11 protein-coding genes are annotated in these 17,798 nt (G+C 56.0%); 9 read left to right on the forward strand and 2 right to left on the reverse strand.

The genetic code is table 11. The features are described from left to right. Positions 1-901: 901 nt before the first annotated feature. Complete coding sequence (locus E0E20_RS13015; RefSeq protein ID WP_130838610.1) at positions 902-5,392, reverse strand: 2-hydroxyacyl-CoA dehydratase; 4,491 nt, start codon at positions 5,390-5,392, stop codon at positions 902-904. Positions 5,393-5,718: 326 nt separating this feature from the next. Between E0E20_RS13015 and E0E20_RS13020 the strand changes: the two genes are divergently transcribed. The 9 genes from E0E20_RS13020 (at position 5,719) to E0E20_RS13060 (ending at position 16,580) form a co-directional block, all read left to right on the forward strand. After that, entirely contained in the window at positions 5,719-6,822 is a 1,104-nt protein-coding gene (locus E0E20_RS13020) for a hypothetical protein (protein WP_130838611.1), read from the forward strand. Between the two features lie 38 nt (positions 6,823-6,860). Beyond that, on the forward strand, positions 6,861-7,655 hold the full coding sequence (locus E0E20_RS13025; protein ID WP_165444110.1) for an RNA polymerase sigma factor region1.1 domain-containing protein: 795 nt from the start codon (positions 6,861-6,863) through the stop codon (positions 7,653-7,655). Between the two features lie 3 nt (positions 7,656-7,658). Then, positions 7,659-8,102 carry a hypothetical protein gene (locus E0E20_RS13030; RefSeq protein WP_130838613.1) on the forward strand — a complete coding sequence of 148 codons (444 nt, stop codon included), beginning with the start codon at positions 7,659-7,661 and terminating at the stop codon, positions 8,100-8,102. Positions 8,103-8,187: 85 nt separating this feature from the next. Beyond that, on the forward strand, positions 8,188-9,276 hold the full coding sequence (locus E0E20_RS13035; protein WP_130838614.1) for an NAD-dependent epimerase/dehydratase family protein: 1,089 nt from the start codon (positions 8,188-8,190) through the stop codon (positions 9,274-9,276). Between the two features lie 256 nt (positions 9,277-9,532). Continuing rightward, positions 9,533-10,669 (forward strand): recombinase RecA, encoded by a 1,137-nt coding sequence (recA, locus tag E0E20_RS13040; RefSeq protein ID WP_130838615.1) that lies wholly within the window; start codon positions 9,533-9,535, stop codon positions 10,667-10,669. Next, positions 10,666-11,307 (forward strand): regulatory protein RecX, encoded by a 642-nt coding sequence (locus tag E0E20_RS13045; RefSeq protein ID WP_130838616.1) that lies wholly within the window; start codon positions 10,666-10,668, stop codon positions 11,305-11,307. Before recA ends, E0E20_RS13045 begins: the two co-directional genes overlap by 4 nt. A 192-nt stretch (positions 11,308-11,499) precedes the next feature. Further along, on the forward strand, positions 11,500-13,137 hold the full coding sequence (locus E0E20_RS13050; protein ID WP_130838617.1) for a DUF5722 domain-containing protein: 1,638 nt from the start codon (positions 11,500-11,502) through the stop codon (positions 13,135-13,137). Between the two features lie 372 nt (positions 13,138-13,509). Continuing rightward, positions 13,510-14,997, forward strand: coding sequence for a nucleotide sugar dehydrogenase (locus tag E0E20_RS13055; RefSeq protein WP_130838620.1), 1,488 nt, complete (start codon positions 13,510-13,512; stop codon positions 14,995-14,997). An 11-nt stretch (positions 14,998-15,008) separates the two neighbouring features. Beyond that, entirely contained in the window at positions 15,009-16,580 is a 1,572-nt protein-coding gene (locus E0E20_RS13060) for a DUF6056 family protein (protein ID WP_130838618.1), read from the forward strand. A 165-nt stretch (positions 16,581-16,745) separates the two neighbouring features. Here the strand turns inward: E0E20_RS13060 and E0E20_RS13065 are convergent, their stop codons facing one another. Beyond that, positions 16,746-17,675, reverse strand: coding sequence for an AraC family transcriptional regulator (locus tag E0E20_RS13065; protein WP_130838619.1), 930 nt, complete (start codon positions 17,673-17,675; stop codon positions 16,746-16,748). Between the last annotated feature and the right edge of the window lie 123 nt (positions 17,676-17,798).

Consider the following 17,798-nt stretch of genomic DNA (forward strand, 5'->3'; position numbering starts at 1 on the left):
ACAAGAGAAAACAAAAGATTTTGTCAAGCTTTCACAAAATAAAAAAAGCCAGCAATTACGCTGGTTTGAGAGATATGGCCTCTGAATAAAGTCCTAAACTATTATAGTGCTAAATCCGAAAGACGGGTCCGTGAGAAAGAGGACGGTATTGAAAAGGCGAGACATATCGTCTCGGAGCTCACAAAGAAATATCCTCTTGCGTGACGGGAACGGGCAAGTTGTATCATTTTGCAGATACAGTTTTTGCAGCCGAGAAAGCAGAAGTCAATTGTATTATATTTTGCGACTTTACAGAATATTTAAGAATGAGTTGACATATAACAGACGATTACCTATACTAAAGACAACAAAAGAAACAACAAACGGTGTCCACTCAGGAAGAGGGTGGAGGACGAACACCGAGTACATAACACATAACATGGAGGGAATCAGTAAAGATTCAAAGACTGCTGTGAAAGGACAGCCAGACCGATGAACACTTAACGGAATACCTCATGGAAGTACGATAAAGGAGCATTTTCTGAAAGGAAGGTACAGTCCACAGTTTCAGTAGAGGTTCAAAGAAGTATAAAAAAATACATCAGGAACCGGTAAACAAACTGATCCGATTCAGAATCATGAAGAGTGATGCGTTTCAGAATCCATTCTTCTGAAAGCTTCCCGGTATGAGCCGACGAGAAAGGTTCATAAGAGATCCGAGAGAGATGAGGCTGGGAATGAGATCTGACATCACAGGTACTGACGTACAGAAGTGAATGAGGACGAAAGAGGATCACATACGGAGCGGAGGTATAAGACCATTGGATAACATGGACAGTCCGCATGGACAGTAAGACCCTCGGAAGATCGCAGCGAGACGAATCGCAGAAGACGAACTTTCGAGGGTTTTATTTTTGCTTTTTCAGGAGACGGCGGCCTGTTTCTGTGCTCTCTCCTTTGCGAGATTTTTTTCCGCGGTGGAGAGCATCAGCTTGATCCGGTTGAGCTGGTTCACCTCCGAGGCACCCGGGTCGTAATCGATGGCGGTGATATTTGCCGCCGGGTACTGCCGCCGGATGGCCTTGATGACGCCCTTGCCGACGACGTGATTCGGAAGACAGCCGAAAGGCTGTATGCAGACGATATTGCCCACGCCGGCGTGGATGAGCTCAACCATCTCGCCGGTGAGGAACCAGCCCTCGCCGGTCTGGTTGCCGATGGAGACGATCGGCTTTGCGTATTCGACGATACGGTAAATCGAGACGAAAGGCTCGAAGTGCCGGCTTTTTCTGAGCTCCCGGTTGATCGGCCGCAGGAAGAACTGAATCGCGTCGATGCCGAGCCGGCAGAGACGGGCCGTCCGGGGCGAGGTTCCCAGCTCCTTTGCCTTGTAGATCTGGTTGTAGAAGCAGTAGAGCATAAAGCCCATGAGAGAGGGAACCTCTGCTTCTGCGCCCTCCTGCTCGAGAAGCTCCACCAGATTGTTGTTGGCAAGAGGCGAATATTTGACCAGAATCTCGCCGACGACGCCGACGCGGGGGCGGCGTTCCTCCCGGAGGGGGAGAGCGTCGAACTCGCGGATGATTTCCCGGCACATGCGCTGGATGGCGCCGAAGCGGGGGCCTCTGACCGTGGTCAGAAACTCCGTGCATTTCTTCAGCCATTTTTGGTGAAGCGCCTCGGCCGAACCCGGCTCCAGCTCGTAGGGGCGGACGCGGTATAGGCACTTCATGAAGACATCTCCGAATACGCAGGCAAAGGCTGCGCGGATGATGGTGTTCAGCTCCAGCCGGAAGCCCGGATTGTCCTCGAGTCCGGACATATTGGCCGAGATGACCGGGATCTGCTCCATCCCGGCTTTCCGGAGAGCGCGGCGGATGAAGCCGACATAGTTGGACGCCCGGCATCCGCCCCCGGTCTGGGACATGATGATGGCGGTGCGGTCCGGATCGTATTTGCCCGAATCCAGCGCCTCCATGAACTGTCCGATGACGCAGAGCGACGGGTAGCAGGCATCATTATTGACATATTTCAGGCCGTAATCGACCGCGTTTTTTGTCGCGTTGTTCAGAACGACAAAGTTGTAGCCGACCGAACGCATGGCGGGCTCGATGAGATCAAAGTGAATCGGGGACATCTGCGGGCAGAGTATAGTGTAGTTTTCTGTCTGCATCTCTTTCGTAAACGGAACTTTCCGTATCGCGGAGGAACGGATCCGCCGTCCTGTCGGGGCGGCCGCGGGGATGTTGTCCGGCTCGGGGGATATTCCGTCCGGACCGGCCGCGGAGCAGCTCTCCTGCAGGGCTTTCAGATTTTCCCTGTCGCGGATCCTGAGAGCCGCGAGGAGGGAGCGGACGCGAATGCGGGCCGCGCCGAGATTGTTGACCTCGTCGATTTTGAGACAGGTGTAGATTTTGTCCGAATCGGAGAGGATGTCGTTTACCTGATCGGTCGTCACGGCATCGATGCCGCAGCCAAAGGAATTTAACTGGATGAGGTCCAGATCATCGCGCGTTTTGACATAGTCCGCCGCGGCGTAGAGTCTGGAATGATACATCCACTGGTCGAGGACGATGATGGGCCGGTCCGGGTGACCGAGATGAGAAACTGCGTCCTCGGAGAGCACGGCGATGCCGTAGCTGCTGATCATTTCGGGAATGCCGTGATTGATCTCGGGATCGATGTGATACGGGCGCCCTGCAAGGACTATGCCCGGAACATGATGCTCCTCCATATAGCGGAGCGTCTCCTCGCCCTTTGCCGCGATATCGGCGCGGGCGGCGGCCATCTCCTCCCAGCCCTCCTTTGCGGCGGTGATCACCTCTTCGCTCCGAAGCGGATGCTCCCAGTACCAGCCGGGCTTCCCGGCCGCCTCGGAGAGATATGCCGCCCGGTCAAAGCGCCCGTTTTCCGCGGCATCATCCGCCGTATAGGCATAGCGCTCTCTGTCGTTTTCGGGGGAGCAGAATTCCCGCACCAGCGCGTCGGTGACCGTCTCAAGAGAGGTAAAGGCCATGAACGGGTTGCGGAACTTGACGCACCCGCTGGAAATCTCGTCCACGTTGTTGCGGATGTTTTCGGAATAGGAGGTGACGATGGGACAGTTGTAATGATTGTCCGCTCCGTCGACCTCGCTTCTTTCGTAAAACAGGGCCGGATAGAAAATAAAATCCACGTCCTCATGGATGAGCCACGCGACATGACCGTGCGCGAGCTTTGCCGGATAGCATTCGGATTCGGACGGAATCGAGTCGATGCCGAGCTCATAGAGCTTGTGCGTCGAAGCGGGAGAGAGCACGGTGCGGTACCCCAGCCGACGGAAAAAGACCGCCCAGAAAGGGTAGTTTTCATACAGATTCAGCACGCGGGGGATGCCGACGGTTCCGCGGAGGGCCTTGTCCGCCGGGAGCGCCTCATAATGGAAGAGCCGCGTGTTTTTGTACTCATAGAGATTCGGGATCCCGGTCTCATTTTTGGTCCGGCCGAGTCCCCGCTCGCAGCGGTTGCCCGAAATATACTGACGTCCGCCCGTGAATCGGTTGATGGTGAGGCGGCATGCGTTGGTGCAGCCCTTGCACTTTGCCATGGAGGTCTGGAATTCCAATGCCTCGATCTGCTCAAAGGAGAGCATGGAGGAATGATGCTCCGGATTCTCCCGGCGGGCCTGATGGTAGCGCTCCTTTGCGATGAGAGCCGCGCCGAACGCCCCCATGATGCCCGCGATATCCGGCCGGACGACCTCGCCTCCGGCAATCTTTTCCAGAGAGCGGAGGACGGCGTCATTGTAGAACGTGCCGCCCTGCACGACAATGTGACGGCCGAGAGAGGCCGCGTCAGAAACCTTAATGACCTTGAACAGGGCGTTCTTGATCACGGAATATGCGAGCCCGGAGGAGATGTCGGCCACCTCTGCGCCCTCTTTCTGCGCCTGCTTTACCTTGGAGTTCATGAATACCGTGCAGCGGGTGCCGAGGTCGATCGGGTGAGGCGCGAAAAGAGCGGCCGCGGCAAAATCCTGCACCGTGTAATCAAGTGATTTTGCGAATGTCTCGATAAAGGAGCCGCAGCCGGAGGAGCAGGCTTCATTGAGAAGAACGCTGTCCACGGCATGGTTTTTGATGCGGATGCACTTCATGTCCTGTCCGCCGATATCGAGGATGCAGTCCACCTCGGGATCAAAGAAAGCGGCCGCATAATAATGCGCGATCGTTTCGACCTCGCCGTAATCCAGAAGAAATGCGGCCTTGAGCAGCGCCTCGCCGTAACCGGTGGAGCACCCGGCGACGACCTCCGCCTCCGGGGGGAGAGCTTCTTTGATCTCACGGATCGAGCGGACCGCTGTTTTGAGAGGGGAGCCGTTGTTGCCGGAATAAAAGGAATAGAGAAGCGACCCGTCCTCTCCGACGAGCGCGAGCTTGGTTGTGGTGGAGCCGGCGTCGATGCCGAGATAGCAGCGGCCGCGATAGGAGAAGAGGTCTCCGCGGACGACCCTTGCCCTTCGGTGCCGCTCCGTAAACGCATCGTATTCCTCATGCGAGGCAAAGAGGGGCTCCATGCGGGCGACCTCAAAATCCATATGAATGCTGCCGCGAAGCCTGTCCATAAGGGCATCCAGCAGAAGAGAGCTCTCCTCCCGGGCGGTCATGGCAGAGCCCATCGCGGCGAACAGGTGTGAATTTTCCAGATCGATGGTATGCTCCTCATCCAGCTTCAGCGTCCGGACGAAGGCGGCTTTCAGCTCGGAAAGGAAGTGGAGCGGGCCGCCGAGAAAGGCGACATGGCCGCGGATCGGCTTGCCGCAGGCGAGCCCCGAGATTGTCTGGTTGACAACAGCTTGAAAAATGGAGGCGGCAAGATCCTCCTTTGTCGCTCCCTCGTTGATCAGAGGCTGTATGTCGGATTTGGCAAAAACGCCGCAGCGGGCGGCGATGGTATACAGGGAGCGGTAGCTCTTCGCGTACTCGTTGAGCCCCGCGGCATCGGTCTGGAGGAGAGAGGCCATCTGGTCGATGAAAGAGCCGGTGCCTCCGGCGCAGATACCGTTCATGCGCTGCTCGACATTGCCGTTTTCAAAATAGATGATTTTGGCGTCCTCGCCGCCCAGCTCAATGGCGACGTCCGTCTTGGGCGCGAGCTCCTGCAGCGCGGTGGAGACGGCGATGACCTCCTGCGTGAACGGGACGGAGAGGCAGTTCGCGAGAGCAAGACCGCCGGAGCCGGTGATGACGGGATGGACGGTGATGTTACCGAGCTCCTGCTCCGCCTCTTCCACAAGGACACGGAGCGTCGCCTGAATATCGGCGTGATGGCGGCGGTAATTCGCAAACCGGAGGGTGTGCGCGGAGTCAAGAATGGCTATTTTGACGGTTGTGGAACCGATGTCGATGCCTAACGTGTAATCTCTGGAAATCATAGCTACCTCAATGCGGCGTCTGCGCCCTCCGGCAGCGCAGAGCGGCGCGGGACGGGAGACGGCGGAAAAGCTACATATATATGCGAGTGAAAATACGCCTCGCTGCAAACACTAGGATTATAGAGCGGGGTTCATCAGAAAGCAATCTGACGGCCCCCGCCAAAAACTTAAAAATGTCTAAAATAGGGCCATGCAAGGCGAACTGTGGTAGAATCATTCGCAGCCGGAGCTTTTTGCCGGAGCATTGCCGCCGCAGGGCGGTCTGCGCCGGAGAGAGGCACTGATATCGGGCATTTATACAGAAAAACATCATATGGAGGAAACATATGAGCTTTGAAGAATTTGACCGCAGGCTTGAGCGGAGGCTTGGCCGCTATGCGATCCGCAATCTGTCGCTTGCATTGATTCTGTGTTATGCATTCGGCTATATGATCGCCTTTGTCAATGCGGATTTTCCCGAATATCTCACGCTGAATCCCTATGCGATTCTGCACGGGCAGGTCTGGCGCGTGCTCACATGGATATTGATTCCCCCGGAGCTCTCGAATTTCTTTTTCGTTCTCATCATGCTGTTTTTTTATTACAGCATCGGGACAGCTCTGGAGCGGACATGGGGAACATGGCGCTACAACGAGTATATTTTCGGCGGCATGCTGCTGACGGTGCTGGGCGCCTTTGCACTGATGGGCTGGGCCTATGCCTTTGACGCACAAACGCTTGCCGCTGCGGGCGCGGAGAACTATTTCCGCCTTTATTCGCAGGTATTCAGCACCTACTATGTCAATATGTCGATTTTTCTCGCCTATGCCGTGACCTTCCCGGAGATGCAGGTGCTGTTTATGTTCATCATTCCGGTCAAGGTAAAGTGGCTCGGCATTCTGGATGCGGTCTACATGCTCTACACGCTGTTTGTTTCTCCCATGCCGGTGCGCATTGCGATCATCGCCTCTCTCCTCAATTTTCTCGTGCTCTGGCTGCGTTCCCGCGACTGGAGGCGCATGAGTCCGGGAGAGATCCGGCGGCGGTCGGCGTGGAAACGCAGCGCGGCCGGGGCAAACGGCTGGCGGCGGGGAAGCGACGGATGGATGCACGGAAGTCAGGGAGGCCCGCGGGGAGCCGGGAATCCCCCGGAGACCGATGGGCGGGGCGCCGTCCGGACGGGAGAGGCTTCCGGCAGCGCGGAGAGAGGCCGAACTGTGGTGCCCTTTCCGGGAGCGGATTCCGGTGCGCGCCATCGCTGCGCGGTGTGCGGGCGGACGGAGCGGAGCAACCCGGAGCTGGAGTTCCGGTACTGCAGCAAGTGTGAGGGCAGCTTTGAATACTGCTCTGATCATATTTTTACGCACAGGCATGTGAAAGCCGGCGATCCCGGTAGTTTCGACGGACAGGGACATGTTAAAATGGAGCCGCCCAGGAGGACGGAGAGCTGAGGATTCCGGGGCGGATCATGGAACGCCATGGAGAAGATATGTCTGTTGACGGATGGAGTGATATGAAAAAAGAAAACCGCGCGGCGGAAGAGGAAGAGACACTGTTTCTCAAGGCTCTGCAGAAGCTTCTTGAAAAAGCGAGAGATCAGGGCAATGTAATCACGGAAGAGGAGCTTGCGGAGGAGCTCGGGGAGTTTTCCCTTAAGGAGGAACAGCTTCGGCAGGTGCAGGAGTACCTTTCCGCCGCCGGTGTCGGCATCGGCAGTCCGATTCCGCTGGAGGAGCGCCTCACGGAGGAGGAGAATGCCTGCCTCCGCGATTATGAGGCGCTGGTCGCGGCCATCGAGCAGCCGGAGAGCGGTGTTTTCGACGCCGTCAAGCTCGCGGCCATGGCGGGAGAGCGGGGGGCGCAGAGTCGCCTTGCGGAGCTGATGCTGCCGCGGGTTCTCGACGTCGCAAAGCTGTATGCGGGACAGGGTGTATATCTGGAGGATCTGATCGGAGCCGGGAATGAGGCTCTGGTGCGGGGGACGGCGCTGCTTGCGCCTCTCGAGGGGCCGCAGGAGGTGGAGGGACGCCTTGTGGAGCTCATGATGAACGCCATGGAGGAACTGATCGAGGAGAATATCCGCATGCAGGGACAGGACGAGGCTCTGGCGGAGCGTGTGAACCGTGTCGCCGATGCGGCAAAGGAGCTCGCGGAGGCGCTTGGGAGAAAGGTCACGGTCATGGAGCTCGCCGAAGAGGGCGAGCTCACGGAAGAGGAGATCATGGAGGCTGTCCGGGCGAGCGCGGACAACATCCCGGAGCTTTCCGGAGGACAGGGGTTTTAGCGGATGAGCCTTAACATCACGAACGAGAACAATGCGGATTTCCGCTACCAGATGAACGATCTGACGGCTCTGTACTACGGCGCGCGCTGTACCTATCAGGAGCTTCTGGAGGACAAGACGACAAACTTGAAGCTGAAGCGCATCGTGGCGGACTGGATACTGCGGGAGGTGGAGCCGGAGACGACGCTGGAATCGCACTTTTATTATATGGAGCCGGAAGACCGGTCCTATCTTGTTTACGATCAGCTTCGGGTGAAGCTCCGCTGCAGCGTTCCCTTTAAGGCAAAGACGCTGTTTGGTCTCGGACGGGAGGAAACGCACTACCGGGAGGAGATCATAAAGCTTCAGGATCTCGTAAGGCTCGGCGTATCTGAAAAAAAGGCGCGGGGAATACTGATCCGCGAGGTGCAGATCTCCAAGCTCGGGCTCATGGCCTTTACGGTATAGCATGGCGGAAGGGCAGGCGCCGCAGTACCGGGGACGGACAGGTTTTTTGCTTCCGCCACCGGGAATGACAGGAGGACAGTGCGGAATGCGTACATCGAATATTGATCTTGCCGGAAAGACGATTCTCGTCACCGGCGCGGCAGGCTTCATCGGAGCGAATCTGATTCTGGAGCTCCTGCGCACGGTGCAGCCGGTGCGCATCGTCGGAGTCGACAATATGAACGATTATTACGACGTTTCCCTCAAGGAATGGCGTCTTGCGCAGATCCGGGAGGCGGCGCGGGGAGCGAAGGGCTCCGGCTTTTTCTTCGTCAGGGCGGATATCGCGGACCGGCAGGCCGTGGATGGTATTTTTTCGGAATATCAGCCGGAGCTGGCGGTGAATCTTGCGGCGCAGGCGGGCGTGCGTTATTCCATTGCGAATCCAGATGCGTATCTTCAATCGAATCTCATCGGCTTCTACAATATTCTCGAGGCGTGCCGACACAGCTATGACGGAGGAAAGCCGGGTGTCTCGCATCTTGTTTATGCGTCGAGCTCCAGCGTGTACGGGAGCAACGCAAAAATTCCGTACAGCACCGAGGATCCGGTGGATCATCCGGTTTCTCTCTACGCGGCGACCAAAAAAAGCAATGAGCTGATGGCGCATGCCTATGCCAGGCTCTATGATATTCCCTGCACCGGTCTGCGCTTTTTTACGGTCTACGGCCCGGCGGGAAGACCGGACATGGCTTATTTCGGCTTTACGGACAGGCTCCGCGCGGGCAGGACTATCGAGATCTTCAATTACGGGAACTGCCGGAGAGATTTCACCTATGTGGACGATATCGTAAAGGGGGTGCACCGGGTCATGACGGCCGCGCCGGAGCGGCGAACCGGAGAGGACGGCCTCCCCGTGCCGCCGTACTGTCTCTATAATATCGGGAACAGCCATCCGGAAAATCTGCTGGATTTTGTGGATATACTGCAGCAGGAGCTGATCCGCGCCGGCGTTCTGCCTGCGGATTATGATTTTGAGGCGCATAAGAAGCTGGTTCCGATGCAGCCGGGGGATGTGCCCGTCACCTATGCGGATACCGCGCCGCTCATGAAGGATTTCGGCTTCCGCCCCGATACGCCGCTGCGCACGGGCCTCCGGCGCTTTGCCGAGTGGTACAGGGACTTTTACTTGTAATATCCGTCGGCGGGCGTTATAATCGGCATATCGGATGGCCGGTGTTCTGCCGGCCGTTCACGGGAACTCTTCCCGTGGACGGATTCCCTCCCTTTTTGAAGTTGCGGCCGGTTTCTGCCCGCTTTGTGTCTGCCGCGTCAGATTCGTGCAGCATTTGACAAATATCCGTCTCTCATATAATATGGACTCAGCGGCCGAACAGATGTTCGGACGGCTTAATTCCGGAATTTCAAGTGCCGAAAAGGAGCAGATCAGAATGAGTACAGCAGCAGACCGCGAACAGAAGATGAAGGCGCTCGACAACGCCGTGATGCAGATCGAGAAGACGTACGGCAAGGGGGCGGTGATGCGCCTTGGAGACCCGTCCTCGCTGATTCATGTGGAGACCGTTCCGACCGGCTCTCTCGGACTCGATATTGCGCTGGGACAGGGCGGCATTCCCAGAGGACGCATCATTGAGGTCTACGGTCCGGAATCCTCGGGTAAGACGACGCTGACTCTTCATATGGTGGCCGAGGTGCAGAGGCGCGGCGGCATTGCGGGCTTTATTGATGCAGAGCACGCGCTGGATCCCGTCTATGCGAAGAACATCGGCGTAGATATTGACAATCTCTATATTTCCCAGCCGGACAGCGGCGAGCAGGCGCTTGAAATTACGGAAACCATGGTGCGTTCCGGGGCAATCGACATTGTGATCGTCGACTCCGTTGCGGCGCTGGTTCCCAAGGCGGAGATTGACGGAGAGATGGGTGACTCTCACGTGGGCCTCCATGCGCGTCTGATGTCTCAGGCGCTGCGCAAGCTCACATCGGTTATCGGCAAGTCCAACTGTACGGTAGTATTTATCAATCAGCTCCGTGAAAAGGTCGGTGTGACGTACGGCAATCCGGAGGTGACGACCGGCGGCCGGGCGCTGAAGTTCTATGCCTCCGTCCGAATGGATGTCCGTCGTGTCGAGGCGATCAAGGTAAGCGGAGAGGTGGTGGGCAACCACACCCGGGTCAAGGTGGTCAAGAACAAGATTGCTCCGCCTTTCAGGGAGGCTGAGTTCGACATTATGTTCGGCAAGGGGATTTCCCGCGAGGGAGATATTCTCGATCTGGCCGTCAAGGCGGATGTTGTGCAGAAGAGCGGCGCGTGGTACTACTCAGGCGGAGACAAGATCGGACAGGGGCGTGAGAATGCCAAACAGTATCTTCTCGAGCATCCGGAGTTCTGCAGTGAGCTGGAGACAAAGGTGAGGGAGCGCTACGGCATTGCGCCGGCGGCGGACACGCTGGATTTTGAAAAGTCCAGCCGCGTGGAAAAATCGGCGAAAGGCGGAAAGAGCGGCAAAGCGGAGCGCCGCTCCGGGAATGATGCGGACGATCAGGCGGAGCAGAACGACAAGTGAGAGTCGTATCGGTTGAGGACCGGGATAAAAGGAGAGCGGCGGTGACGCTGGAGGACGGAACGAGCTTTGCTCTGTACCGCAGGGAGCTCACGCAGTATCGGATCGAGGAAGAGGCGGAGCTGGACGCCCAGGCGCTGGCGGAAATCATGGAACTGCTCCGTCGCCGCGCCATGCAGCGTTGCGGCGCTCTTCTGAAAGATCGGGATTACACGGAGACGGCACTCTGCCGTAAGCTCCGGGGCGACGGCCACGGCGAGGAGACAATCCGCACGGTCACGGAGGCGCTGAAAGAGGCGGGGGATCTTGATGATCTTCGCTTTGCAGAGAATTACATTCGCTGTCATCTGGCGGATAAGAGCCGCATGAGAATCTGTCGGGATCTCAGTGCGCGCGGCGTGTCCGGTGAGACGGCGGAGCAGGCGTTCGGGAACGTTCTGTCCGGGGAGGGCGGAGAGGCCGCACTCCGCGAGCGGGAGGAGGAGCAGATCAGGAGACTCCTTGCGAAGCGGGGCTATGATCCGGAGAGAGCGGACTGGAAAGAGAAGCAGAAGACCATGGCTTTCCTGTACCGCCGGGGTTTTTCGCAGGAGCTGATCCGGCATGCCGTCGGAGGAGAGAACGACGGAATATTCAGATAAATTATGCTTGGGAACGTACTTTTGCCGAGAAATCACTTTTGTTTCTTTTTTTATTGAGAAAAGCCGTTCTTCATGCGATAATCAAAGCTGTCCGCAACATTTTTGCAATAACTGAAGATGCGCGAGCAGCTTTTTCTTTGTGATTTAAGCTGTGCATTTTCGCAAACACAGAAAATCACGGAGGAATAAACATTGAAGAGAACGGCACACACGGCGCTTCGCAGACTTCTCGCCGCGGCGGGCATGATCTGCTCACTTTCACTGGGCGTGTTTTTCGGCTTTTCTGCGGGAACGGAAACGGTCAGCGCGGCTCCTGTGGAGACAGTCAATATTACCGGAGCACAGATCTCCGGAGGAAGTGTCCTTGTCCGGGTATCCGCGTCCGCGGTTCCCGGGACGGACGACGGTCTTTATTATCTGTATGCGCAGGATATGAATCAGGCGGCGGCGCCCGGCACCCCTCTGCTGCCCGAGAACGCAGGCACGCAGGTTGCCACGGCTCCGGCGGCAGCCTATGCGCAGTTCGGCTTTCCTCTCAATAAGAATCTGGTCAATTCCAATCTCTGCAGGAAGTTTATTGTCGCCGTGAAGCAGGGCGGCGTCATGTATACGGTCAGCAGCTCTGAGGAGTATATCTCCAATCCGGAGGCGGCGGCCGCCAGAGCGGCGGTGCGAAACTATTCCGGCAAAAAGGGAATTCTTCCCTCGGCGGCGTTGCTGGACTCCGGCGACCTGAAAGCGCTGGGCGTCCATCAGATCACGTATAATGTTCCGATCGGTAACCTCTGTGCGGCGGGCGGAGCCATGATTCCGTTCCAGTACAACGGCAAGATCTATCATTTCAATCAGGCCATTGTCGGGCAGTACGACAAGCTCGTTCCGCAGATGAACGGGTACGGGATTGAGGTGACGCTGATTCTTCTCAATAACCGCACGGGCGATCCTACGCTGATTCATCCTCTGTCCCGTGCATACGGCGGTGCGAATTATTATGCGCTCAACACGCTTGAGACGGCGGGGATTGAAAAGCTGCAGGCGGTCGCCGCTTTTCTTGGACAGCGCTATTCCGGCACCGGGCACGGCACGGTGGACAACTGGATCATCGGCAACGAGGTCAACGCGTACAGTATCTGGCATTACATGAACGCGGATATGGCGACCTTTATCAGCGAGTACGCCAAGGCGTTCCGCATCTTCTACAATGTACTGAAAACCGAGAACGCCAACGCGAGAGTGTATACCTGTCTCGATCAGCAGTGGAACCGGGCCTATGCGGGGGGGCATTACAGCAGTGTGAATTTCTTGAACAGCTTTAACGCGCTGATTTCCTCTACCGGCAACATCGACTGGCGCTTGGCATATCATCCCTACAATTATCCTATGACCAATGCGCTGGCATGGGCTCCAGGTGCCAGCATCGTGCACAGCGCGGATACACCCTTTGTCTCCATGCAGAACATCGATGTGGTGACAGACTATCTGAGCCAGCCGGCATTCCGTTCGCCGAGCGGCGCGGTCCGCAGCGTTCTTCTTTCCGAGCAGGGCTATACCTCTCTTGCGGGGGAACAATTGCAGGCGGCTTCGGTCGTCTACGGCTATCTGCAGGCAATGGCCAACAGCCATGTTGACGGCTTTATTCTTGCCAGAGAGCAGGACGATGGGGGTGAGATCGCGACCGGCCTTGCCAACGGACTGACCGGGCTCGGCGGAGGACACAAGCTGGCATGGGAGTATTACCAGCACATTGATAAAGCAGACGCGGGAACCTATATCAGCATGGCGAACAATATCGCGGGGGTGAACCTGCAATCCCTTATTACGCCTCGCTGAGGACAGCGCGGCAGGGATCCGCTGTAAGGCAATGCGGCGCGCAGGGCGTATTGTCATCACTGCCTGTTCATTTTGTGTTTTGCAATTCCGGGAATATCAGGGCTGTGAAAACGGAGAGCAGTCACTTACATACCGTGCTTATTTTTGAAGCATAAGCGCGATTGGCAGTGGTCAGCCTCGTTTTTTCACAGCCCGTTTTTTGCTTCGCGGGAAACGGCCTGCGGCAGACTGCTGTGAGAAGTAACATGGAATACACAAAAGTCGGGGAGAATCCCTTGATAAGCCGATAAAATTTATATATTATGTTGTCGTGAATAACAAATGCGTGGATCACAGACAGGGACGGCAGAAAACGGGCCGAAAGGGTGAATGATGAAGCGATTATCCTCTGAGAAACTGGCAGAAATGGTATTGGAAAGCCGCAAAGCGCGCAGAATGACGCAGCAGCAGCTTGCCGATGCGACGGGAATACACCGGGCGATGATCAGTCATATTGAATCTGGAGAGTATGTGCCGTCGATCCGCCAGCTGGAGGCACTCGGTCAGGCGCTGGATTTCGATATCACAGCGATGTTTGCGGATGATGCACGGGAGGCGGCTGCCAAAGAGAAAGAGTCGCTTCCCCGCTATCGCATCGCGGTTGCGGGAACCGGCTATGTCGGGCTCTCGATTGCGACGCTTTTGGCTCAGCATAATCATGTCACGGCGGTGGACATTATCCCGGAAAAGGTCGAGCTGATTAATCAGAGAAAGTCGCCGATCCGCGACGAGTATATTGAGAAGTACCTCGCGGAGAAGACGCTTGATCTGACGGCGACGCTGGACGGCGCCGGTGCGTACCGCGAGGCGGATTATGTGGTCATTGCCGCGCCGACCAATTATGATCCGAAGAAAAATTATTTTGATACCTCGGCGGTCGAGGCGGTCATTGAACTGGTTCTGCGGGTGAATCCTTCGGCGTTCATGATCATCAAATCGACGATCCCGGTGGGCTACACCGTATCGGTCCGGGAGAAATATCATACGGATCGGATTCTTTTCAGTCCGGAGTTCCTGCGTGAATCCAAGGCACTCTATGACAACCTGTACCCCTCGCGCATCATTGTGGGCACCGACAGGGAGAACGCGGCTCTTCTTGACGCGGCCCGGACTTTTGCCCGCCTCCTCCGGCAGGGGGCGATCAAAAAGTCCGTGGATACTCTGATTATGGGATTTACGGAGGCGGAGGCGGTCAAGCTCTTCGCCAACACCTACCTTGCTCTTCGGGTGAGCTATTTCAATGAGCTCGATACCTATGCGGAGATGAAAGGGCTGAGCACCCGCGATATCATCGACGGGGTCTGCCTCGACCCGAGAATCGGCACGCATTACAACAATCCGAGTTTCGGCTACGGCGGCTACTGCCTGCCCAAGGACACCAAGCAGCTCCTCGCCAATTACGAGAGTGTGCCGCAGAATATGATGACGGCGATTGTGGATTCCAACCGCACCCGCAAGGATTTTATCGCGGACAGAGTTCTCGAAATCGCCGGAGCATACGGGAATTCCGAGGAATACTCGGCGGACCGGGAGCATCCGGTGGTGGTGGGCGTTTATCGCCTTACGATGAAGAGCAACAGCGACAACTTCCGGCAGAGCTCCATTCAGGGTATCATGAAGCGGGTCAAAGCCAAGGGAGCCACGGTGATCGTATATGAACCGACGCTGGCGGACGGCAGCACGTTTTTCGGGAGTCTTGTGGTGAACGATCTTGATGAATTTATCAGCCGCTGTCACTGCATCATCGCCAATCGCTATGACAGCTCTCTCGACCGGGTGCGCGGCAGGGTATACACGAGAGACCTTTTTCAGCGGGACTGATGGAGATGGCTATGACAGGGAGACAGAAGAAAACGCCGTGCAGAAAAGAATATCCGGTTCTGCTCCCGCTCCTCTTTGCGCTGCATGCCGCAGGACTGATCCCTCTGCTGCGGATGTCATTCTATGCGCATCCGGCGGCAGATGACTATTCCAGCGCGGTGGAAACCTACGGCGCCCTGCGGAGCGGGGCCGGTCTGACCGGACTCCTTGCGGGCGCATTCCGCCACATGGTGCGCACCTACATGCAATGGCAGGGGACATGGTTCTCGGAGCTGGTTTTTTCCCTGCAGCCCGGGATTTTCGGACAGCGCTGGTATTTCCTCACGGCGTTTGTCATGCTGGGAGCGCTTATGGCGGCAGTGCTGTTTTTCTTTCATGCGTTTGTTGCCCGGGTTCTGGGAGGCGGCAGGAGAGAGGCGCAAGTGCTGTCTCTTGCGGTGCTGTTTGTGATGGTGCAGCGGGTTCCCTACCCCGCGGACAGCTTCTACTGGTGGAACGGGGCCGGCTACTATACGCTGATGTTTGCCCTGATGCTCTTTCTTGCCGGTGCGCTGCTTCGTGCAGCCGGCTCTCTGAGAATATCTCCCCTTCGTGCGCTGTTTCTTATGCTCGCCGGTGCGGCGATCGGAGGGGGGAATTACACAACGGCGCTGCTTGGTGCCGAGCTTCTTGCAGCGGCGACGATCTTCGGGTACCGGAGGAGGCTTCCGGTGCGGCGGCCTCTGTGTACCGTGCTGGCGGCGCTTCTCCTGTCGTTTGCGGTGAGCGCCGCAGCGCCGGGCAATGCCGTCCGGGCGGGGGCCGCCGGGACGGCGGGGCTTTCGGCTGCTTCGGCGATTGCGGCATCGATTCTGGAGAGCGTGGCGCTTCTCGCCTCATGGGCGGATCCTCCGCTGCTTGCGCTTCTTATTCTGGCGGGAGCGGTTCTTGGCAGGATGGGCGGCGTTGCGGACGGTATGAGGAGGAGCGGGGGAGCCGGTGCGAAAGACAGGAGTATTTTTATCCTTATCCTCCGCTCGCTGGCAGTTACGGCGTTTGTGTTTCTCCTCTTTGCGTCGCAGCTTACACCTCCGCTTTATGCAATCGGCAACAGCGGAGCGGAGCGGCAGATCGATATCTATTATTATTCTGCCTGCATCCTGTTGATTCTTGTGGAGGCCCTATGGATACGGACCGCGCGGGAAATCCGTATGAGGCGGGGAAAATACGCTGCGGCAGGGAGGAAAAACCGGACTCCGGTACGGCGCTGGGACGGTGTCGCGGCGGCTGCCGGCATCGCGGCGCTGCTTCTCCTTTTTACCGCCCGGACAGAGGGGATCTCCCGCTTTCATTCCGCAGAGGCGGTCAAGGAACTGTGTTCCGGGGAGGCGGCGGAGTTTGACGCGCAGTACAGGCGGATGACGGATGCGTTGGAGGAGCAGGCAGAGCGAGGCGAACGGGAGCTGTTTGCCCCTGCCATGACCTGTCGGACGCCGGAACTCTTCAAGGCGCCGGGGCTCTCGGAGGACGGAGAGGGCTGGGCAAATGCGGCCGTGGCACGCTATTACGGCGCCGAGACGCTCCGACTGTATGAACGGCCTTAGATATTCTTTAAGGATCATCTGCTCTGTTAAGGGAGCAGTATGAGAATGCTTGTGTAGATTTTGGGGCGCGGCGCTTCAATTGACTTTCAGGGATGGAAAACCGGAAATACACTGGCACGATAAGTGGCGGCTTAAAGATTAAAGATTTTATCTGATTTATGTAGACTATTGCAAAGATACATTCCCTCTTCTAAATGCAGAGGGGGTTAGTCCATAGTGTTTCTTAAATACCTTTACAAAATAATTGCTGTCGGAATATCCTACGTACTCAGCAATATCTGTTACTGACAGATTGCTGTTTTTCAGGAGTTCGGCAGCTTTTTTGGTGCGTAAAGCAGTAATATATTCTGTTGGAGTACTGCCAAGCTCCTTTTTAAATAGTCTTGCAAGATACTCCGGACTGATCTTGCATTTTTTGGATAAATGATGGATCAAAATGGTAGTTGTATAATTTGCATTTACATATTCTAATACTTTCCTTATTACCGGTGAATATTTGTCCAGGCTCCTGGCATCAGAAACGGCCTGGGTGAGTGCAATTAACATATCCTTTTGTACGATTGCCGTTTCAGACGGAGTACGCGCTCTGTCGAATTTCTGGATACTTTCCTGGGTGATTTCATCTATTTTTACGATAGCTGCGCCGCCATCCTCCGCAGCTTTTCTTGCAAGCGTTCTCAGAATGGCAAAACCATTACTGTTTGTGGCATAAAGGGTTTCGGCAGATTTATCCTCTCTAAGATAGAAATTGCTGACCATGGTTTCATGGGCAATCTTTACACCATCAACATCTCCCTCAGTAATTTTTTGCAGGAAAAAGTTCTCCATTTCATATCGTTGAATGATTTGACTGTAAGTTCTGGTGGATTCTTGTATAAGATTTTTCTTTTTAATTTCTTCATGAAAGCCTGTTAATGCACGATACGAATAATCAGAGGTGTTAGGCATAAAAGTCCTCATGGCGGCGATTACAGTTCCGCGGATCATATTGTAGTTTAACTGTGGCAATTTGTCGTAATAAAGTTTTATAGACATCAAAATGCTGGCAGGAAGTTTGTAACTTGCTAAAAGCTCCTGCATTTCCAATTGTGACACTGAAACCTCAAAAATTACGTTAATAGAAAGCGGGCTAAATCAGTCCTGATCTCTATAAATTCACCTGCTGGCCTTCAACAGATAGTGCAAAATACCTTGAAAATACGCTGTTTGTGTCATCTG

It is taken from the genome of Lachnoclostridium sp. Marseille-P6806 (genome assembly GCF_900625025.1).
In the GTDB taxonomy this organism is placed as follows: domain Bacteria; phylum Bacillota; class Clostridia; order Lachnospirales; family Lachnospiraceae; genus CAG-791.

What these genes read in the sequence shown, in the direction of transcription:
- E0E20_RS13015 (WP_130838610.1), bottom strand. Translation starts at nt 5,392, where the DNA reads ATGATTTCCAGAGATTACACGTTAGGCATCGACATCGGTTCCACAACC.
- E0E20_RS13020 (WP_130838611.1), top strand. Translation starts at nt 5,719, where the DNA reads ATGAGCTTTGAAGAATTTGACCGCAGGCTTGAGCGGAGGCTTGGCCGC.
- E0E20_RS13025 (WP_165444110.1), top strand. Translation starts at nt 6,861, where the DNA reads ATGTCTGTTGACGGATGGAGTGATATGAAAAAAGAAAACCGCGCGGCG.
- E0E20_RS13030 (WP_130838613.1), top strand. Translation starts at nt 7,659, where the DNA reads ATGAGCCTTAACATCACGAACGAGAACAATGCGGATTTCCGCTACCAG.
- E0E20_RS13035 (WP_130838614.1), top strand. Translation starts at nt 8,188, where the DNA reads ATGCGTACATCGAATATTGATCTTGCCGGAAAGACGATTCTCGTCACC.
- recA (WP_130838615.1), top strand. Translation starts at nt 9,533, where the DNA reads ATGAGTACAGCAGCAGACCGCGAACAGAAGATGAAGGCGCTCGACAAC.
- E0E20_RS13055 (WP_130838620.1), top strand. Translation starts at nt 13,510, where the DNA reads ATGAAGCGATTATCCTCTGAGAAACTGGCAGAAATGGTATTGGAAAGC.
- E0E20_RS13060 (WP_130838618.1), top strand. Translation starts at nt 15,009, where the DNA reads ATGACAGGGAGACAGAAGAAAACGCCGTGCAGAAAAGAATATCCGGTT.